The sequence below is a fragment of the Deinococcus humi genome (genome assembly GCF_014201875.1).
In the GTDB taxonomy this organism is placed as follows: Bacteria; Deinococcota; Deinococci; order Deinococcales; family Deinococcaceae; genus Deinococcus; species Deinococcus humi.
Genome location: NZ_JACHFL010000009.1, coordinates 166,041 through 186,285, shown reverse-complemented (window position 1 = coordinate 186,285; position 20,245 = coordinate 166,041). Strand labels below are relative to the sequence as shown.

The 20,245-nt window shown below is 64.6% G+C and carries 16 protein-coding genes and 4 tRNA genes; 11 read left to right on the top strand and 9 right to left on the bottom strand.

From position 1 onward, the window contains the following. The 5 genes from HNQ08_RS16695 to HNQ08_RS16675 form a co-directional block, all read right to left on the bottom strand. Positions 1-91 (bottom strand): GTP-binding protein (locus HNQ08_RS16695; RefSeq protein ID WP_221284252.1); only part of this gene is annotated, 91 nt, incomplete at its 3' end. Between the two features lie 208 nt (positions 92-299). Next, positions 300-374, bottom strand: a tRNA-Thr gene (locus HNQ08_RS16690). Positions 375-410: 36 nt separating this feature from the next. After that, a tRNA-Gly gene (locus HNQ08_RS16685) sits at positions 411-483 on the bottom strand. Positions 484-498: 15 nt separating this feature from the next. Further along, positions 499-584 (bottom strand) — tRNA-Tyr (locus HNQ08_RS16680). 49 nt (positions 585-633) lie between these two features. Next, positions 634-709 (bottom strand) — tRNA-Thr (locus tag HNQ08_RS16675). 536 nt (positions 710-1,245) lie between these two features. Here HNQ08_RS16675 and HNQ08_RS16670 point away from each other — a divergent pair. Both HNQ08_RS16670 and HNQ08_RS16665 read left to right on the top strand, forming a co-directional pair. Then, positions 1,246-3,171, top strand: coding sequence for an ABC transporter ATP-binding protein (locus HNQ08_RS16670; RefSeq protein ID WP_184134620.1), 1,926 nt, complete (start codon positions 1,246-1,248; stop codon positions 3,169-3,171). After that, positions 3,168-5,051 carry an ABC transporter ATP-binding protein gene (locus HNQ08_RS16665; RefSeq protein ID WP_184134548.1) on the top strand — a complete coding sequence of 628 codons (1,884 nt, stop codon included), beginning with the start codon at positions 3,168-3,170 and terminating at the stop codon, positions 5,049-5,051. Before HNQ08_RS16670 ends, HNQ08_RS16665 begins: the two co-directional genes overlap by 4 nt. A gap of 67 nt (positions 5,052-5,118) precedes the next feature. Here HNQ08_RS16665 and HNQ08_RS16660 read toward each other — a convergent pair whose 3' ends face one another. After that, on the bottom strand, positions 5,119-6,087 hold the full coding sequence (locus HNQ08_RS16660; protein WP_184134545.1) for an ABC transporter substrate-binding protein: 969 nt from the start codon (positions 6,085-6,087) through the stop codon (positions 5,119-5,121). Between the two features lie 233 nt (positions 6,088-6,320). Between HNQ08_RS16660 and HNQ08_RS16655 the strand changes: the two genes are divergently transcribed. Further along, positions 6,321-7,724, top strand: coding sequence for an RtcB family protein (locus HNQ08_RS16655; protein ID WP_184134543.1), 1,404 nt, complete (start codon positions 6,321-6,323; stop codon positions 7,722-7,724). 73 nt (positions 7,725-7,797) lie between these two features. On the opposite strand, the gene HNQ08_RS16650 is transcribed toward HNQ08_RS16655, so the two are convergent. Continuing rightward, complete coding sequence (locus HNQ08_RS16650) at positions 7,798-8,301, bottom strand: GNAT family N-acetyltransferase (protein WP_184134539.1); 504 nt, start codon at positions 8,299-8,301, stop codon at positions 7,798-7,800. Positions 8,302-8,463: 162 nt separating this feature from the next. Between HNQ08_RS16650 and HNQ08_RS16645 the strand changes: the two genes are divergently transcribed. Further along, positions 8,464-9,507 carry a tRNA dihydrouridine synthase gene (locus HNQ08_RS16645; RefSeq protein WP_229790142.1) on the top strand — a complete coding sequence of 348 codons (1,044 nt, stop codon included), beginning with the start codon at positions 8,464-8,466 and terminating at the stop codon, positions 9,505-9,507. Further along, positions 9,504-10,091 (top strand): DinB family protein, encoded by a 588-nt coding sequence (locus HNQ08_RS16640; protein WP_184134536.1) that lies wholly within the window; start codon positions 9,504-9,506, stop codon positions 10,089-10,091. Before HNQ08_RS16645 ends, HNQ08_RS16640 begins: the two co-directional genes overlap by 4 nt. Before the next feature lie 86 nt (positions 10,092-10,177). On the opposite strand, the gene rocF is transcribed toward HNQ08_RS16640, so the two are convergent. Beyond that, the gene (gene rocF, locus HNQ08_RS16635; protein WP_184134533.1) at positions 10,178-11,077 is read right to left on the bottom strand and encodes an arginase; all 900 of its coding nucleotides are present in this window, start codon (positions 11,075-11,077) and stop codon (positions 10,178-10,180) included. A gap of 227 nt (positions 11,078-11,304) precedes the next feature. Continuing rightward, a complete protein-coding gene (locus HNQ08_RS16630; RefSeq protein ID WP_184134531.1) occupies positions 11,305-11,832 on the bottom strand; it encodes a GNAT family N-acetyltransferase in 528 nt (175 codons plus the stop codon). Between the two features lie 195 nt (positions 11,833-12,027). Between HNQ08_RS16630 and HNQ08_RS16625 the strand changes: the two genes are divergently transcribed. The 6 genes from HNQ08_RS16625 (at position 12,028) to HNQ08_RS16600 (ending at position 20,231) form a co-directional block, all read left to right on the top strand. Next, complete coding sequence (locus HNQ08_RS16625; protein ID WP_184134615.1) at positions 12,028-12,621, top strand: metallophosphoesterase family protein; 594 nt, start codon at positions 12,028-12,030, stop codon at positions 12,619-12,621. Between the two features lie 135 nt (positions 12,622-12,756). Continuing rightward, entirely contained in the window at positions 12,757-13,599 is an 843-nt protein-coding gene (locus HNQ08_RS16620) for an SDR family oxidoreductase (protein ID WP_184134528.1), read from the top strand. A 400-nt stretch (positions 13,600-13,999) separates the two neighbouring features. Continuing rightward, positions 14,000-15,265 (top strand): dihydroorotase, encoded by a 1,266-nt coding sequence (locus HNQ08_RS16615; RefSeq protein WP_184134525.1) that lies wholly within the window; start codon positions 14,000-14,002, stop codon positions 15,263-15,265. A 178-nt stretch (positions 15,266-15,443) separates the two neighbouring features. Continuing rightward, entirely contained in the window at positions 15,444-17,555 is a 2,112-nt protein-coding gene (gene paaZ, locus HNQ08_RS16610) for a phenylacetic acid degradation bifunctional protein PaaZ (RefSeq protein WP_184134522.1), read from the top strand. A 63-nt stretch (positions 17,556-17,618) separates the two neighbouring features. After that, complete coding sequence (locus HNQ08_RS16605) at positions 17,619-18,005, top strand: VOC family protein (protein ID WP_184134520.1); 387 nt, start codon at positions 17,619-17,621, stop codon at positions 18,003-18,005. A gap of 255 nt (positions 18,006-18,260) precedes the next feature. Continuing rightward, entirely contained in the window at positions 18,261-20,231 is a 1,971-nt protein-coding gene (locus HNQ08_RS16600) for a DUF937 domain-containing protein (RefSeq protein ID WP_184134518.1), read from the top strand. The last annotated feature ends 14 nt before the right edge of the window (positions 20,232-20,245 follow it).

Genomic DNA, 20,245 nt, shown 5'->3' with positions numbered 1-20,245 from the left:
CGGCGGTCAGGGTGGTCTTGCCGTGGTCCACGTGACCGATGGTCCCGATGTTCACGTGCGGCTTCGTGCGCTCAAACGTTCCTTTTGCCATGTTCGTGTCCTCCTGAGAAAGACTGAAAGAGCTTGGTGGGGACTGTCCGGTTTCCGGACAAGCCTGGACAGTGTAGCCGTCTGCCCACTTCGCGCCAAGAGCTGCCTCACTTTTGACGGGTGAGACCCCCTGCGGCATTCATCGAAAGCGGCCCACACGAGAACATGAGGGCCGTTTCCAAAAAACCGTGGAACTCTGTCGAGATTGCTGGAGCTTCTGATCAGGTTCGAACTGATGACCTCTCCCTTACCAAGGGAGTGCTCTGCCACTGAGCTACAGAAGCGTACGTTAGCGAGAAGGCGAAAAGAGGAGAAAGATAAGCGGGAAACGAGACTTGAACTCGCGACATTCAGCTTGGGAAGCTGACGCTCTACCAACTGAGCTATTCCCGCAAAGAGGTAAAACGCTGGTGGGCAGGGGCGGATTCGAACCGCCGTACACGTACGTGAACAGATTTACAGTCTGTCGCCTTTAACCACTCGGCCACCTACCCGGAATATTTGTCAAGGTTTCGCCGTCAACGGACGCTGTCGGTGAAACTGTGGAGCCACCCATCGGAATCGAACCGACAACCTTCCGATTACAAATCGGGTGCTCTACCAGTTGAGCTAGGGTGGCCTGAGCAATGGTGGGGCTGTCCCGCCTGAGTGCGGAAGGGTGTGCAAGCACAGTCACTTCCGGCTGGGAATATTAGCACCGCTTATGGGGGGTGTCAAACCTCGGTGGGTGCGACGTTAGTGTTGAGGCGTGTCCACCTGCCAGTTGGATCTTCCGCGGGCGCTTGGTCACCTTCAGATTCGCGACTGGGCGCGCCTCTTTTGCTTCCAGCGCCCTTTGATCAGATAAATGTCCTGCATGAGCGGACTGGGCACCGGATCTCTTCAGTTTTTCTTGGGGAGCCAAAAGCCATTCACAACGAGCCTGCACTGCGTGCTGGACAGTGGCCCGTCGCCCCTTCTATTCCCAAGAAACGCCGAAACATATGGGCCATTCGGCGCATTCGCTCCTGAGCCATCGGGCGTATGCTGTCCGCCGCACGGGCTGTTCCAGGCGCAATCTGGGTGTTCTAGAACAGCCGCTGAAGCTTCGCTTCTTTTTTCCGCACGACGAGGTTTTCCTTGGACAGTCTGAGATCCCTGTGGCCCTACCTGAAAATGCACCAGCGCCAGTACCTGATTGGGATGGTGCTGGTCATCTTCGCCAACAGCATCAACCTGTTGCCGTTTTACCTGATTCGCCTGACCATTGATGGCCTGACTGGGGCGCGGGACGGCGATCCTGCCACAGCTGGCATCACGCTGGCGCAGGCCGGTTGGTACGCGCTAGGGATTGTGGGTGCCGCCGCCACGGCCGGCGTGCTGATGCTGTTCATGCGCCGCCTGATTGTGGTGGCCTCGCGCCAGACCGAATACGAGGTGCGGCGCGATATCTTCGCCCACCTGCAGGGCCTGGACAAACCATATTACGACCGCGCCAGCACCGGCGATCTGATGAACCGCCTGACCGGCGATCTGAGTGCCGTGCGCGAAATGCTGGGCTTCGGCGCGTGGCAAATCGTGAATATCGTGTCGGGCTTTATCACGGCCTTCGCGGTGATGTTCAGCCTGACCTGGCAGCTGACCCTGATTGTGGTGGCAGTGGTGCCCGTGATCGTGGGGATCTTGACCTACCTGGCCCGGCTGATCAACGTGCGCCACCGGCTGGCGCAGGAGCAGAACAGCAAGATTGCGGGGAAGGCGCAGGAGAATTTCAGTGGCGCGCGGGTGGTCAAGGGTTATGCCATTGAGGACCGCGAGATCAGCGAGTACAAGGCCATGAACCTGGAACTGCTGCGGCGCAACATCGCCCTGACCAAGGTGGACGGCCCGCTGCGCTCCTTCATGAGCCTATTGCTGGGGCTGGCCTTCGCGCTGATCCTGCTGATCGGCGGGCGGCTGATCCTGACCTCGAATGGTGCTTTCACGGTGGGGATGTTCGTGCAGTTCGTGGGAACCCTTGAACGGCTGACCTTTCCCATGCTGATGATCGGCTGGATCACCGGCGTGACCCAGCGCGGACTGGCCTCGTGGCTGCGCCTGCGTGAGCTGTACGACGCCCGCGCTCAGGTTCAGGACGTGCCGGGCCGCACTGACGTCAGCATCCGCGCGCTGACGGGCGACTTGCGCTTTGACAACGTGTCCCTGAACTATGGCAACCGTGAGGTCCTGAAGAACATCAATCTGCATGTGCCCGCCGGAACGTTTCTGGGCATCACCGGCCCCACCGGCAGTGGCAAGACCGTGCTGGGCCAGCTGATCACGCGCAGCATGGACCCCTCCTCCGGCGTGGTACGGCTGGACGGCCACGACCTGCGGGTCATTCCCCTGAAGCTGCTGCACGACGCCGTGGCGGTGGTGCCACAGGAGCCCTTCCTGTTCGGCGACAGCATCGCCAACAACATTGCCTTCGGGGTGGAGAAGCAGGAATTGCCCGTCGTCAAGACCGGGGTGAGCGTGGTGGGAGCGCCGCAACCGCCGAATATTCCGCAGGAGCCGGACCCGGAAAAAGTGCGGAACGCCGCGCGTCTGGCCGGACTGCTGGAGGATATTGAGAGCTTCCCGCTGGGTTTCGAGACGCTGCTGGGGGAGCGCGGCGTGACCCTGTCGGGCGGCCAGCGCCAGCGCACCGCCATTGCGCGGGCCATCGTGCGCGAGCCGGCGATCCTGATTCTGGATGACAGCCTCTCGGCGGTGGACACCGAGACTGAGCGCAAGATCCTGGACGGCCTGCGTGAGGTCAGTGCGGGCCGCACCGTGATCCTGATCGCCCACCGCGTCAGCACCCTGCGCCACGCCGACAGCATTGTGGTTCTGGAAGAGGGCCGCGTGACCGAGCAGGGCAGCCACGATGAGCTGCTGGAACTGAACGGCCACTACGCCGAGCTGGAGCGTCTGCAGCGTCTGGCCAGCGATCTGGACGAGGACGACAACGCCATCAGTGACCCCGAGGCAGCGGCAGACCGTCTAGCGGCGCGCCGCGAAGCCGTCCGCAACGGGCAGCAGCCCAATCAGGGACAGCCCCGTCAGGAGGCGCTGAAGTGACCGCCCCCGACGACAGCTACAAGAAGGAATTCGACTCTCAGCTGACCCGCCGCATCCTGCACTATGTGCAGCCCTACCTGAAACTGGTCATCGGCGGGGTGGTGCTGGCGCTACTGATCTCGCTGGCCGCACCTACCTTCGCGCTGATTCAGCGCCACGCCATCGACGCCTACCTAACGCCGCTGGCCCTACAGCGTGGCGGCGCGCTGGACACGGTGCTGCAGGGCCTGACGATGACCGCGCTACTGTACGCGGGCCTGAAGGTGCTGGAATTTGTGCTGCAGTACGCCTTCGCTCTGGTGATCGGTTACCTGGGACAAAATGTGCTGCGCGATATCCGCGCCGATGTGTTCGGCAAACTGCAGCGTCTGCATCTGGCGTTTTTCGACCAGAACCCGGTGGGCCGTCTGATCACCCGCGTGACCAGCGACGTGGACGCCATCAACCAGTTCATCACCGGCGGGCTGGTCAGCCTGATCCAGAGCAGCTTTATCATCGTGGTGTATGTGGTGATCATGCTCAGCGTGAACTGGCGGCTGGCGCTGATCAGCTTCACGGTGCTGCCGGTGCTGTATTTCGCCACCAATTTCTTTCGCACCAAGTTGCGTGACGCCTTCCGCAACACCCGCACGCAGCAGGCCATCGTGAACAGCAAGCTCAACGAGAACATCACCGGGATGCTGACCGTGCAGCTGTTCGGGCGCGAGCGCCGCAGCGCCCTGGACTTCGAGCACAGCAACCGCGCCCTGCTGACGGCCAACGAGAACAGCGTGCACTGGTTCTCGCTGTTCATGCCCACCGTGGCGGTGCTCGGACAGGTGGCCGTGGCCCTGATTCTGTACTTCGCCTCGCGCCAGATCCTGGGCGTGGGAGTGGATGCCAACGGGGCGCTGCAGACCGGCGCCATCGCCGGGGCCATCACCGTGGGGACGCTGTTCGCCTTTATCCAGCTGTCGCAGCAACTGTTCCAGCCGATTCAGGATCTGGCCGACGTGTTCAACAACCTACAGGCGGCGATGGCCTCCAGCGAGCGCATCTTCGGTGTTCTGGACACCAAGGAGGAGATTGCCGATAAGCCCGACGCCAAGACGCTGCCGAATTTTGAGGGGCGGGTGGACTTTGAACAGGTCTGGTTTGCCTACGATCAGACCGTGACTGCCGAGACGCCCGCCAGCGATGACCGCTGGATTCTGCGTGGCATCGACCTGCACATCCAGCCCGGCGAGAGCGTGGCCCTCGTGGGCGCGACGGGGGCGGGGAAGACCAGCGTGACCGCTCTGGTCAGCCGCTTCTACGACGTGCAGCGCGGCGCAGTGAAGGTGGACGGCGAGAACGTGCGAGACCTTGCCCAGCATGACCTGAGAAAGCATGTGGGTGTGGTCTTGCAGGACGTGTTTCTGTTCGCCGGGACCATCGAGAGCAACCTGACCCTGAACAACGAGGCGATTTCTCACGAGCGCGTGGTGGAGGCCTGCAAGTACGTGGGCGTTCACGAATACATCCTGTCACTGGAAAACGGTTATCAGACCGAGGTGCGTGAGCGCGGCGCCACCCTGTCCACCGGGCAGAAGCAACTGCTGGCCTTCGCCCGGGCGCTGATCCAGAACCCGGATATCCTGCTGGTGCTGGATGAGGCCACCGCCAACGTGGACACCGAAACCGAAATGCGCATTCAGCAGGCGCTCGTCAAGGTGATGTCCGGACGCACCAGCATCATCATTGCCCACCGCCTGAGCACCATCGAACACTGTGACCGCATCGTGGTGATGCGCAAGGGCCGTGTGGTGGAGCAGGGCAGCCACCGCGAACTGCTGGAGCACGGGGGCTACTACGCCCGCTTGCACCGCCTTCAGTACTCGCAGGCGGACGCAGCGGACTGACGCCCGCCAACGCAGAGGAGGCCGGAAGCAATTCGCTTCCGGCCTCCTTTGTCTTTATCTCTGGCGCTTACTTCAGCGTCTTGCTGATGAACCCATTGGTGTAGTAGTCGGTGGCCTTTGCCCCGGCAGGCAGATTGCCCTGCTTGACTAGGGCCGCCACCGCCTTGGTCCACGCGGCAGGGCTGCTCGCGCCGATGCCGTTGGCCTGGGTGTAGGCGCTGGTCATCAGCGGCGTGCTGGCCCTGAGGATCTCAAGCGTTCCGGCCTTGCCGAACACGGGCTGGGCCAGCTTGAAGGCGCGGGCCGGGTCCGCCACCGTGAATTTCAGCCCGCGCTGGGAGGCACGCACCACTTTCGCCGCCAGATCGCCCGTCAGCGACTTGCCCGAGGCGATCAGACCCACACCGACCATGGGGTAGGCGCCCGAAATGTCGAGGGTGTAGACCTTCTTGTCCACCGACTGGCCCAGCAGCACCACATCGTTGTTGATGTAGCCCACTGCGGCGTCCACCCGTCCAGCTCGCACCGCGTCCTGCTGCGTGAAGCCGATGTTGGCCAGGGTGATGTCCTTGCCCTCGGTGAGCTTGGCACTGTCCAGCAGGGCCTGGATGGCGTGGTAAGTGCTGCCGTAGGGGCCGGGGATGCCCACCGTCTTGCCTTTCAGACTGGCAATGCTGTCCAGCGGTTTCAGGCTGAAGACTGTCACTGGATTCTTCTGGTACATGGTCATGATGTACTTCACGTCTGCGCCCTGGTTCCGCGCGAAGATGGCGTCCTCGGGATCGCCCACCACGAAGTCAAGCTTGCCCTGCAGCAGCAGCGGGAGCAGTTGATTGACGTAGCCGTGCTGATAGTTGACCTTCAGTCCTTCGGCGGCGAAGTAGCCGAGCTTGTCCGCCACGTAGAAGGGCGTGAACTGCACGTCCGGGTTGTAGCCCAGGCCGATATTGACGGTTCTCGTCGGGGTCTGGGCCTGGGTGGTCTGAATATTGGTCCCCAGCAATAATGCCAGGGAGAGGAGGGCAAAGCGCTTCATGAGACCGAGTATAGGAGGGGGGCATGACGGGTCTGTGATGGGTGACGCTAAGCCAGTCCCCCGCCATTGTGCGGATGCTGCCGCGTCCAGCCATACGGCACAGTAGCGGGCGGAAAGGGAGGTGGACATGCCAGCAGACCAGAGTTCGGACACGGAAGACGGGCGGCGTGGGATCGCCTTCGATCAAGATCCATTCCAGGGGCGCAGTCGTCTCTGAAGCAAAGGGAAAGACCATGAACGGAAAGCAGATCACCAAACTGGGGTTTGAGAGGAAGGCCATCGGCCTAGCCCTGAGTGCCGCGACCATCCGCGAGCGTGCCGGCCTGGAGCGCAGCGCCATCCTGAGTGAGTTACGCGCGGTGCAGGCCGATCCTGCGGCGTATCTGGCAGGCGGCGTCTATGCCGAGCTGGCGGTGGAACTGAATGCACAGAACACCCTGAACGAGAGCCGGATGGGTGCGGCCCTATCCCCCTCGCCGCTCCCTTACGGGGTGTGGGGCGCGGACCTGATCGAGCCGGGCGCGAGCGCACAGATGGACGTTGCCATGCGTCTGCCAATCGCCCGCGCCGGGGCGCTGATGCCCGACGCGCACGTGGGCTACGGCCTGCCCATCGGCGGCGTGCTGGCAACGGAAAATGCCGTGATTCCTTACGGGGTGGGCGTGGACATCGGGTGCAGCATGCGCCTGAGCGTGTTTCCCATGCGACCGGATGCCGTGAAGGTGGAGGAAGCTCAATCCCTGCTGCTCAAGCACACCCGTTTCGGGGCGGGCGTGGCCTTCGAGAAGCGCGAGCGCGACGATCACGAAGTGCTGCACGAGTCCACCTGGCAAGATCAGCCTCTGCTGCGCCACCTGTTCGACAAGGCGGCGTCCCAGATCGGCACGTCGGGCAGCGGCAACCATTTTGCGGAGTTCGGCACGTTGACCCTGACGAGCGCAGACCTGGGGCTGGAGGCCGGAGAGTACCTGGCGCTGCTGTCCCACAGCGGCTCGCGTGGCTTCGGGGCGCAGGTGGCCGGCCACTTCACAGGACTGGCCGAACGGCTGCATCCCAACCTCGATCCGGCGGCCAGGAAACTGGCCTGGCTCCCCCTGGACGCTGAGGAGGGTGAGGCGTACTGGCAGGCCATGAATCTGGCCGGACGTTACGCGTTGGCGAACCATGAGCTGATCCACGCCCGCCTGGCCCGCGCGCTGGGGGTGAGGGTGCTGGCGTCGGTTCACAACAGCCACAATCTGGCCTGGAAGCAGCAGATCAACGGCCGGGAAATGATTGTTCACCGCAAGGGCGCGACGCCTGCGGAGAGCGGGCAACTCGGACTGATTCCCGGCAGCATGGCCGATCCCGGCTTCGTGGTCCGCGGACGCGGGCATGTGGAGGCTCTGAGCAGCGCCAGCCACGGCGCGGGCCGCCAGCTCGGGCGCAAGGCTGCCGCTAACAAGCTGGTCAAAAAGGAGGTGGCGGCCTACCTCAAGGAGCGTGGCGTCACGTTGATCGGCGGCGGCATCGACGAGGCGCCGCAAGCGTACAAGCGCATTGAGGACGTGATCGCCCGCCAGAGCGAGCTGGTGGACGTGGTGGCGAAATTCACGCCGAGGGTCGTGCGCATGGACAGCGGCAGCGAGGACATCTAGCCGGACCTGAACCATGAAATGGCTTGCCCTCTGCACCGCGGTGCAGAGGGCTTTTTGGCCGTGGGCCAGAGGATCAGTCGCTCGCCACGCTCAGGCCGGGATCGGTGTCGTGCAGGCGGGCGTGCAGCGGCTTGGCGTACCACGTCATGACCGGGCGGGCGTCCACCGTGAAGGTGTACCCCAGGCGCTCCCAGAAGCGGGCCCCACGGGGATTGTCCCCCAGCACGCTGGCCAGCACGCGCTCGATGTGCGGGGGCAGCCGCTCTTCCAGCTCACGCATGGCAGCCTCGCCCAGCCCCTGCGACTGGCGGTCCTCGCGGATCAGCAGCAGGTTGATGGTCAGGTCACCGGCCTGGGGATAATCCAGCTTGTAGTCGAGGCTGCCCACCAGTTCGCCGCGTGGGTCATGCAACAGCTCCAGCCGCCGGCGTGGATCGAGCAGGGCGATCTCGACGTCTCGTTCGATCTCACACAGCGAGGGAACACGGCTTCCGAGCAGGGCGAAGTAGCCGGGAGCGGCAGCGTAGAGCATGTGCAGGAGCGGCGCGTGATGCAGCGCCAGCGGCGTGAAATTCAAGGTTGAGCCTCCTGTCCGGAGCGGCAGGAATAAAGGGGAGAGAATGACTGGGCTTGAACAGAGCATACACCCTGCAGCCCGGCAGGGATATGAATTCAGGGCGTCCTGGCGCTTGAGAAGAGGTTCATGTCCGGGGGGGTGGGGGTGCGCTACCCTGTAGGAATGATCGTCGCCGACTCCTCTTCCGCGGCCCCCGCCGCTCCGGGCTTCTACGCCGCCCGACTGGCCCATCCCGGGGCGGTGCTGGCCCCGATGGCTGGGTACAGCGACGCACCCATGCGCCAGCTCGCTGCCGAGCAGGGGGCACTGTGGACGGTCAGTGAGATGATCAGCGCGCGCGGTCTGGTCATGGGCGGTGACACCGAGAAGCTGAATCTGGGCCGCCCCTACGCTGGGGAGCAGGGCCGGGCCGTCCAGCTGTTCGGCGCGGAACTCGAGTTGCTGTCGGAGGCGGTGGCCCGCGCCGAGGCATGGTTCGCCCCGGCGGCCATCGACCTCAATATGGGCTGCCCGGTGCCCAAGATCCGGGGCAGGGGCGGTGCGTGCCTGCTGCAGACGCCAGAGGTGGCTTACGAGCTGCTGCACGCCATGCGCGCGGCCACCGCGCTGGACGTAAGCGCCAAGATTCGCTTGGGCTGGGACACTGACCGCAGTGTGGAGGTGGCGCAGGGGCTGCAGGCGGCTGGCGTGTCCCTGATCACCGTGCATGGCCGCACCAGCCGCCAGCGGTACACGGGCGAGGCTGACTGGGATGCCATTGCCCGCGTAGCTGCGAGCGTCAACGTCCCGGTGGTGGGCAGCGGCGATATCTTGAGCGCGGAAACGGCCCGGCAGCGGCAACGGGAGAGTGGTGTGGCCGCCGTGATGATCGGGCGCGGCTCAGTGGGCAATCCCTGGATCTTCCGTGCGCTGGCGGATGGGCTGGAAGACGCCCAGCCCAGCGCCCAGGTCCGCGCCCGGACTGCCCTTCGGCACGCCGAACTCCAGACTCGTTTCTACGATGACGACACGGGCCGACTGACCCTGCGTCCGCTGCGGAAAGTGCTGCCCCGTTATCTGCCGGACTACCCCGATCTGCACGCGGAGCTGACGCAAGTGGTCACGGTGGCCGATGTCGAGCGGGTGTTGTCCCCCCTGCTGGGGGATGGGGCCACTCAGACACCCGCAACCCCCGCCGCCGCAGAGTATGCTGTGAGTTACCCATGAACGTTCGCGAGTACTACACCTACCTGTCTGCCGCGCGCGAGCAACTTTGGAATTATCTGCGTGCCCTGCCTACCGCCGATCTCGACCGCAATCTGATCGAGTCCGGGGAACGCTTTCACAGCATCAAGGACCTGCTCCTGCACGTGACCGATGTCGAGGATCACTGGGTCCACTACATTGCGCGCGGCGAGAATCTTCAGAGCGATGGCCGCTTCAAGCATGACTGGGTCCAGCCTCAGGCCCAGCAGTACGATCTGGCCTGGATCATCGATTATGGACGGACGGTCAGCCGCCTGACCCAGGACTTCCTGGAATCCGGACCGGATCTGGGGCGCAGCATCAAACTGGTGCAGGACGATCCGGCCAGCGACACCGTGACCCTCGATCAGCTGATGTGGAATGTCATGACCCATGAGGTGCGCCACACCGCGCAGATTGCATTGATGGTGCGCCAGTTGGGCCACACGCCTCCATGGGCAGATTACTTGCGCTTCGCCCGCCCCCAGGCGGTGGATGGTCCGGGCGCCGAGAGTGGTGTCCCGGAGCTGGAAGACCCCGAAGAGACCGACTCCGAACCCGCTTAATCCTTCAGGCTCCCGAAACCTCAACGCCCCACACCCTTCGCGGTGTGGGGCGTTGAGGTTTCGGGGCGTGGCCTGGCGATACTGGCCTAAAGAATGCGTTGCCCCAGCAGGCTGGCGGCCATGCCCACCATGACTTCCGCCGTCTGGTTATGGATGTCCAGAATCGGATTGACCTCCACGATGTCCATGCTCGTCACGCGCCCGGACTCACTCAGCAGTTCCATCAGCAGGTGGCCCTCGCGGTAGGTCAGACCGCCGGGTACGGGGGTCCCCACACCGGGACAGATGGACGGATCAAGAGCGTCGGCGTCAAAGGAGACATGCAGCCGCTCCAGGCCGCCCAGGCGTTCCAACGTTTCGTCCAGGATACGGGTGATGCCCAGTTGATCCACTTCTTTCATGGTGTAGGCCAGGATGCCTGCCTCCTGCATCAGGGCGCGCTCCCGTTGATCCACGCTGCGGATGCCGATCATCACGATGTCCTCGGGGCGCATATGCCAGCCCCCGCCCAGTCCGGTCAGTTTGGAATCGCCCAGCCCGGTCAAATGTGCCACCGGCATGCCATGGATATTGCCGCTGGGGCTGCTCTGCGGCGTGTTGTAGTCGGTGTGGGCATCCACCCAGATCAGCCCGCTGCGGACGCCTTGCGGCTGACCCCGCAGCGCATTGCCCGTCACGGTACCCATGCTGACGCTGTGATCGCCGCCCAGCGTCAGCGGGAAAGTACCGTCCGGCAAGGCCGCCACCCGCCCAACAGCGTCACGGCAGGCGTCGATGATCGGTTCCAGAAAGACCAGCCCGGTCTCCCGGTGCTTGTCCAGCGTCTCGGGCAGGGCCACGGCAATGTCGCCAAGGTCTTCCACCGTATGCCCCAGCTCCCGCAGGCGGGTGGCCAGATGCGCGTTGCGCAGTGCCGAAGGCCCCATGTCCACACCGCGCCGCCCTGCGCCCAGATCCATCGGAATACCCAGAATAGAAACGTTCATGCATTCAGCTTACGGGACAGGCGGAGTTATGCCTTGCGCCTGCAACATTATTTTCGTGGGAATGGTGTGGTACGGGCTCAGGGGATATTCAGTTGAATATTCATGCTGTGGCAAGAGCAGAACTCAGCGAATGAAGGGCAAGTGGCGATGGGAAGGGGTGGCGCGCGATATGCGGGCGCGTGGTCCCAGCCTGTAGCGGAGGGCCTCATTGGTCTGCGCGGCGTGGCCTAGCCGTGGTGTGCCCAGACCGTCAGTTCTCCGTCTTCCCGGTCCCAGCCCTTGCCGGTTCGCACGAAGCCCAGTTTTTCCAGGACGCGCTCGCTGGCTCGGTTGAACAGCGCCGTCTGGGCGGTCACGGTCTGCACGTCGGGCTGGGCGTGCAGATGGGCAACGAGTGCGCTCACCGCCTCCGTCGCCAGGCCCTGCCCCCACACTTCCGGATTCAGGCCGTAGCCAATTTCCAATTCGCCCGCCGCGTTGGGTCTGCCCTTGCTGCCCAGCTGTCCGATGGCCCGCCCTCCATCGCGCGTGACGGCCACAAAGGAGCCGGGCTTGACGCCCGCCGCGTCCGTCTGGGTCAGGTAGTAGGGAAAGGCTCCCAGGGGTGCTCCGGGCCACTCGGCGGGAAAGAACACGTTCAGCTGGCCATCGGGTGTGTCACAGATCAATGTGAACGCCTCGCCCTCCAGCCGGGCGATGATCATGGCGCGGGTCAGGGGCAGCAGCTGTAAACGCGGGGTAAAGAGAAAGGGCACGCGGGCAGGGTATCGTGAATCTTTCGCGTCTCTGTCCTAGACGCGCCGCCGTCTGTAGCTGCGCACAAGACCTACACTCGGGACACCGACAATTCAGCCGCCTTCTCAACGTTCCGAAGAAGCCACTCCCCGATGATCCAGACCGTTTCTAATGCTCCTCCTGCCGTCCAGCCGCGTGTGCTGGGCAAGAGGATCATGTTGCTGGCAGACTACGTGCATCCTTTCGTGTACCGCGAGGGCTTTCCCAAAGGTGTGCCAGAGGTCGACGCCGTGCTGGCTGCCGGGGACCTTCCCGGCTACTACCTGGAATTTCTGGCGACCAAGTTGACGGTGCCGATCATCTACGTGCATGGCAATCACGAGAACGAATACGTCAACGAGGGTGACGGGCGCATTCCCGCGCGCGGCGTGATCGCCGCGCACGGGCGCGTGGTGGAGGAAGCCGGGCTCAAGATTGCCGGGTGGGGCGGCGCACCCCGTTACCGCGAGAAGGGCAGGGGGCAGTACAGCGCCTTCGAGGCCCGCTGGGGCTTGGGCAAGCTGGCTTTGCATGCACGCGGCGGCGTGGACATTCTGCTGACCCACGCCCCGCCCGCCGGGCCGCACGCGGGCAGCGACTACGCCCACCGGGGCTGCCCGGAAATCAACCGTTTCATGGAACGCCGTCACCCCGCCCTCCTGGTACACGGCCATATCCACGAGTACGAGGGCCGCAAGCTCGAATATGTCGATGAGGCCTCGGGAACGCGGGTGGTCAATGCTTACGGTTACCGGGTGCTGGATGTCTGAAGCCCGGCCCGCGTGAGGGTCAGCCCGTCAGGCTTTCGCGCTACAGTGCAGGTCAAGCCCAGCAGATGGGAGGAAAGAGCCTGTCGACGCTCTTTCCTGCCTCGACCCTAAGTTTCATTCTCCCCAAGGAGCACCATGACCCTCAGCGCAGGCACGCCCGAATCCACCTTCCGCCCCGATCTGCTCCACGGCAAGCACGCCCTGATCACCGGCGGCGGTAGCGGCATCAATCTGGGGATTGCCCAGAGTTTCGCGGCGCACGGCTGCGCGGTCACGATCCTGGGCCGCAATCTGGAAAAGGCCCAGAAGGCGGCCCAGGGCATTGTGGATGCGGGCGGACGGGGCCTGGGCGTTAGCGCCGACGTGCGTGATTTTGCGGCCATGCAGGCGGCGGTGGCACAGGCGGTCGAGCAGTTCGGCGACTTCGACATCGTGCTGGCCGGCGCGGCAGGGAACTTCCCGGCTCCGGTGGACGGCATTTCGCCCAACGGCTTCAAGAGCGTGGTAGACATCGATCTGATTGGGACCTTCCACACCGTCAAAGCGGCGGCCCCGCACCTGAAGGCCCCGGGCAGCAACGTCCTGAGCATCAGCGCTTATGGAATCCCGGTGCCTATGCAAGCGCATGTGGTGGCGGCCAAGGCCGGCGTGGACGCCCTGACGCGGACGCTGGCCATCGAATGGGGTCTACGCGGCATCCGCGTGAACGCCATTATTCCCGGCCCTATCGACGGCACTGAGGGCATGGCGCGGCTTGCCCCCGACGAGAAGAGCCGCAGCATGGTGGCCGGGACTGTTCCGTTGGGGCGTCTGGGTGTGGCGCAGGACATCGCCAACGCCGCGCTGTTCCTGGTCAGCGACGCAGCCAGTTACGTTACCGGCGTGATCCTGCCGGTGGACGGCGGCCAGAACATGTTGGGTGGAGCGCCGCAATACCAGACGTTCCAGGCGATGGGGTTTGGGCAGAAGAAGGATTGAGCGAAGGTTGAGGTAAACGATAGGTGAGTGAAGGAGGATCGGGACAGATCTGTGGACTTTACTCGGCCAGTAGACCAGCTACGGCGTCTTTCTGCTTGATCCATACTTGTGTATAGACGCCAATCCATACTTTCCCCAGCCTCTCCTTGAACGAATTGCTGATTTCTATTCCTGTCGATCATGGTATTGGCAAGCCATTGGAGATATCGGTAACCCGTCCGAAGCACTCTTTCAAGACTCCAGGACCGGAAAGATATATCTGTACGAATGGATTACTTATCCAGATGATCAGGACTAAATGGCGGACAGCCGAATCCAACTTCTCGATCGTCTTGTTGCTCTTAACGAGCAGGGCAGCTATTTCTTCCTTGTCAGATAGCGTCAACCATACGGGGATTTCATGACTTTAACCATCACCAATATCCGCCGTCCCAACGCCACCACGACCGAGTCGGTCACCATTGAGAACGGTGTCATCAAGGGCTGGAATATTCCGGCAGAGGGCGAGACCATCGACGGACAGGGCGGTACCATCGCACCTGCACTGATCGAGTTGCATGCCCACCTGCGCGAGCCGGGGCAAACCGAGAAGGAGGACCTGGCCTCTGGGCTCGCGGCAGCAGCGGCGGGCGGCTACGGCACGGTGGTCTGCATGCCAAATACCTCACCCGTCATCGACGATCCGGCCATTGTCCGCAGCCTGACCGAGAAGGCCAAGGGGTTGGGCTTCTCGCGCCTGAAGCCTGCGGCGGCGCTGACGAAGGGCCAGAACGGTGAGGCTCTGGCCGAACTGTCGTACCTGAAAGACGCTGGGGCCGTGATGTTCACCGATGACGGGCGCACCAACGAGAACGCGCGGGTGCTGCGGCTGGGGCTGGAATACGCTGGCAGTCTGGGCCGTATGGTCAGCGTGCATGCCGAGGACGCATCGCTGCGCGCCGACGGCGTGATGAACGAGGGTCCGGTCAGTGAGGCCCTGGGCCTGCCTGGCAACCCGGCGGCGGCGGAAGCGGCCCGCGTGGCCCGCGATCTGGAGATTTTGTCGGGGCTTCACGCCCAGGGTTCTAGAGCCCACCTGCATATTCAGCACCTGTCCACCGCCCGCGCGCTGGAACTGGTGCGCGGCGCGAAGGCGCGCGGCCTGAACGTGACCTGCGAGGTCTGCCCCCACCACCTGACCCTGACCGACGAGGCGTTGCGCGGCTTCGACGCGATGTATAAGGTGGCCCCCCCACTGCGAACCCAGGCCGACGCCGACGCCTTGCTGGCCGGCCTTCGGGACGGCACCGTGGACTGTATTGCCACCGATCACGCCCCCCACACCCGCGCTGAGAAAGAGCGCGATCTGCTGGACGCTCCCAGTGGGATCGCTTACATCGAACTGGCCTTTCCGCTGATGTACACCCGCTTTGGCGAGACGCTGGGGCTGGACAAACTGCTGGACCTGATGACCGCCGCCCCCGCCCGCGTGATGGGATGGGTCGTGCCCTCGCTGGAAGCAGGTGCCCCCGCCGATCTGGTAGTCCTTGATCTGGAGACGGAGCGGACGGTTAACCCTGCCGAGTTCAAGACGAAGGCCAAGTTCACGCCCTGGGCCAGGGAGACGCTGCGGGGCTGGCCGCTGCTGACGGTGGTGGACGGGCGGGTGGCGTACCAGCGGGCGTGACAGGCGAGGGCAGGGTCATGGCTTGCCCCACCCCACAACCTCTGGCGTCCTGACACGAATGCTGAGCGGTTGGCAGGCGGCCCGTGGCAAAAGGCAAGCCCGATCCAAATGCCCCCTGGCACATCCCGTATGCTGATTTTCATCCTCAGCCGCTCATTCTCTTGACCCAGGAGTCCCCATGACCACCCAGACTGAAGCCCGAATCCTTCGTCCCGCCTCCTACGTGTCCGGCCAATGGCATGCCAATGCCGATGGGCAAACCCTGGTGGACGCCGTGTATGGCCGCCCCGTCGCCGTGATTTCCTCGGAGGGGGTGGACTTCGCCGGCGCGCTGGCTTACGGACGTCAGAAAGGCGCGGGGTTGCGGAAGATGACCTTCCACACGCGGGCGCGGGCGCTCAAAGCTCTGGGGCTGTACCTGATGGAGCGCAAGGAGGAGTATTACGCCCTGAACCTGCTGACCGGCGCAACCCGCCGCGACGGCTGGGTGGACATCGAGGGCGGGATCGGCACCCTGCTGAGCTACAGCAGCATGGCCCGGCGCGAACTACCCGACGAGCGCTTTCTGCCCGAGGGCAAGGTGGAGCGACTGGGCAAGGCCGGCACTTTCGTGGGCCGTCACCTGCTCGTGCCCCGTGAGGGCGTCTCTGTCCAGATCAACGCCTTCAATTTCCCGGTGTGGGGGATGCTGGAAAAGCTCGCGCCCGCCTTTATTGCTGGAATGCCAAGTCTGGTCAAGCCCGCGCCGCAGACCGCCTACCTGACCGAACGCGTGGTGCGCGACATCATAGAGTCCGGCTTGCTGCCAGAGGGTGCCTTGCAACTGGTCATCGGTGAGCCGGGCGATCTGCTGGACCACGTGCGTGAGCAGGATTTGGTCGCGTTCACCGGTTCCGCGGCGACGGCGGCCAAGCTCAAGGTGCATCCCAACATCATCGCCCATTCGGTGCCCTTCAACACTGAGGCCGACAGCCTGAACGCCTCGGTGCTGGGGCTGACCGTGACGCCCGACAGCCCGGAATTCACGCTGTACGTTAGGGAAGTGGCCCGCGAGATCACCGGCAAGGCAGGCCAGAAGTGCACCGCCATCCGCCGCGCCATCGTGCCCTCGGGGATGGTGGAGGCCGTGACCGAGGCGCTGAAGAAGGAACTGGGCAAGGTCACGCTGGGTGACCCCGCCCGCGACGACGTGCGAATGGGCGCGCTGGTCAGCGTGGAACAGCGCGACCGCGTGCGGCGAACGCTGGAGGAACTGGGGAAGGAGTCACGGGTGATCATCGGCGGCGAGGCGGGTGAATTGCTGGGCGGCGACCGCGAGAAGGGAGCCTTCCTCGATCCCACGGTCTTGCTGTGCGACTCGCCCCTGACCGCTGTGGGACCGCATGAACTGGAGGCCTTTGGCCCGGTGGCGACGCTGCTGCCCTACGACTCGCTGGACGACGCCATTCAACTGGCCCGCATGGGGCGCGGTTCGCTGGCCGGCAGTGTGGTCACGCATGACCGTGCCGAGGCCACCGAGCTGGTGCTTGGGCTGGCGAGCACGCACGGACGCCTGCTGGTCCTCAACCGTGACGACGCGAAGGAAAGTACTGGTCACGGTTCCCCGCTGCCGCAACTGCTCCATGGCGGTCCCGGCCGGGCGGGGGGTGGCGCAGAGCTGGGCGGCATCGCGGGCGTCAAGCACCACATGAACAAGGTGGCAGTTCAGGCCGATCCCACCACCCTGGCCGCGATCACACGCGAATACGTGCCGGGCGGGGCAGTGCGCGAGGACGTGGTTCACCCCTTCCGCAAGACCTTCGATGAGATCGGGGTAGGCGACAGCCTGCTTACGCACCGCCGCACTGTCACCGAGGCCGACATCGTGAACTTCGCGAGTCTGACCGGGGATCATTTCTACGCCCATGTGGACGAGATTGGCGCGAAGGAGGGGATTTTCGGCAGGCGGGTGGCGCACGGCTACTTCCTGATTTCTGCGGCCGCTGGGATGTTCGTCTCGCCTGCGCCGGGGCCCGTGCTGGCGAACTATGGTCTGGAGAACCTGCGTTTCGTGGAGCCTGTCGGGATCGGCGATACCATCCGCACCCGCTTGACCTGCAAGCGCAAGATTCGCAAGGACCTGCGGGAGGGCGAGGAGCGGCCTACCGGCGTGGTGGAATGGCACGCCGAGATCACCAACCAGCGGGACGAGCTCGTCGCCACCTACGATATTCTGACCCTGGTGGTGCGGGCGCGCGACAGCTTTGATCCTCCGGCGCACGGTGGGGAAGAGAGCGCAGCGCAAGCTTAATTCAACTTGTTGTCCCTAGAGAAGTAGCAATCGGAGCGGGAACTGCTTGCTACGCTTCTTTCTATGGCCACTCTGATCACCGGACTCGATCACTTTCAGGTTGAAGCCCCCGCCGGATGCGAGGAAGCTGCGCGCGCCTTCTACGGCAGCTTTCTGGGTCTGCCGGAGCTGCGCAAGCCCGCCGCCTTTGAAAAGAATGGTGGCGTGTGGTTTGGGCTGCCCGACGGGCGTCAGCTGCATGTGGGGGTGGCCCCCGACTTCGTGCCGCGCGAGAAGGGCCACCCGGCACTGCGCTGCGACGACATCGGCGCCTTTGGTGCGCACTGCGACGCGCACGGTGTCCCCTATGTTTCCGATGCGGAGGCGGACGTGCTGCGCGTTTTTCTCAAAGATGCCTTTGGCAACCGGCTGGAAGTCGTCGAAGGCTCGCATCCCAGTGTTCTCCTGTAGTGCCGTAAGACGCTCGGGGAGAATTGCTGGACGGGCGTTTCGAGTCCCGTGCCCTCAAGGACGGGCGAGTGATCGTGTCGTGCGACGGCCGGTCTCCACGCTGGACGGCCGGGAAACCAAGCAGCTCCGGAAACGTGTGGAAGGCCTAGAAGACCAGGCCGCGCAGCTGTTGATGGCGCAGTTTCCTGAGTTCGGACCCTTGCCGACCCCGGACGTGTGCTGCGCCCCTTTGTCCTTCACCCTATGCTGTGGAGAATGTCCATGAATGCAACCGAGTTGATTCAGTCCTACTTTGACTCCGACGCGGTGGCACGGCTGGCGCGGCTTGTGGGCCTGGAGCCGGAGATGACTGGGCGGGTGCTGGAAGCCGGGATTCTGCTTCAGCTCCAGGCATTATCCCAGTCGGCAAGGAACCCAGAAGGCGAGGCCATGATCGCCGAGGCTGTGGGGGCTCTGCCCGCCTTCGGCAGTGTGGCGGATGCGCTGGACGAATCGGGCGGTGCGGACCACCTGCAACAGGCCGGGGAGATGCTCGCCCCGGCGCTGCTGGGGGAAGCCGCGAACCGTCTGCCCGCACAGGTGGCCGCTCAGACGGGAGCGGACCCGGCCAGCGTCCAGACACTGCTCCAGATGACCCTGCCCCTGCTGCTGAGTGCCCTGGGTCAGCGTGGTCTGCAGGCCGGGAACATCGCGCCGATGCTCGCAAGCCTGGGCGGAGCAGGCCTGGAGGATCCGCAGCCTGATGGCGCACCCGTGACCGAAACGGCGTCAGAGACCAAGACCATCGTGGTGAGCGTGGCGGAGACAGCAGTGATCGGGGCTGTTCGTGTCGAAGCGGAAGCTGTCACGCCGGAGGCTCCTGAAGAGCTTTCGAATGAGGGCGCACCAGAGGAGGTCGAGTCAGTCGAGTCGCCCCCTGCCGGAGTCGTACCAGCCGCACTGGAGACGAGCCCGCCCGCATCCGTCCCACCGGCCCCCGCGTCACAGGACAGCATCTCGCCGGAGGTTGAGCCGCTGGACCCTGGCACGCCGGAGGGGCTGCTGAAGTTCCTCCAGCAGCGCTTTGGCGGCGTGGTGGGCCAGCAGATCGGCGCGGTGGCGGGCTTTGGGGGGGGTGTTCGTAAGCAGGCCGCTCTGGCCGCCTTGCCGGTGGTGCTGGCAGCGCTGGTAGGCAAGGCCGAGGCCGGGAGCAAGCTGGATGCGCTGGCCCGGCCCTTCGCGCCCCTGACGGATGAGGACGGTCAGGTCAACACGGCCCTGCTGGATAGTCCTGTGGAGGTGGCGCGTATCGAAGGCCAGGGGCGCGGCCTGATGGCTTCACTGTTCGGAGACGTGAACGCGGTGACCGGGCGGTTGGGCAGCGCGCTGGGCGGCAGCGGTGACAGTTCGCGCCGCCTGCTGGCCCTGCTGACCCCGCTGGTCCTGTCGGTCCTGACCCGCGCCCAGCCAGCTGGCCTGGCCGCCCTTCCCTGGAGTGGTCTGTCTGATGGGCTGAAGGGGACGTTGCCGTCCGGCTTCTCCAGCCTGGGTGTGCTGATCGACAGCCTGGCTTCCGGGACGCCGCTGCCCGGCACTGCCCCCACGCCCGCACCTGCCGCCCCTCGCTCCATGCCCACGGGTGCGCCCGCCCGGCCCTCGCCCCTCAAGCCGCCGCGGCCCGCGCGGTTCGAGACGCCCGCGCCGCCCCCATCTCCACCGGCCCGCCGGGGCGGCGGCTTTCCGCTGTGGCTGATTCCGCTGCTGCTCCTGCTGGTGCTGGGGGGCTACTGGCTGGTGCAAAGCCGTCAGTCTGCCGATCCTGTCACGCCCACGCCCGTCCCCGACACGGCAGCGCCCACCTCTGAGACAAGCACACTGGGCACGGCCGCTGGTGGGGGCATGCCCGCCATGCCCGTGCAACCGGTCTTCACAGATCCCCAGAGCGGCGCGGCCGTGCCAGCGAGCGGCTTCACCCTGCGTGGGACCGGTCCTTCCGAAGAGGTGCTGGAGGTGTTCCTAGGGGATACCAGGGTTGGTGGTGCCACCGTCGGTCCTGACGGGGCCTGGAGTCTGGAAGTGGGAGACGGCGCGCCCATTGGGCCGCAGACCTATACGCTCAGGAATGCAGCGGGCGGAGAAATGGCCGCGTTGAACGTCGTGGTGGGGACGGCAGACGTCGATGGTGCCGACACCACCCCCGCCGGGACGGGTGGGTCCGACACGACGGTGCCGGGGCCACGGCGGTAGAGGACGTTACATCA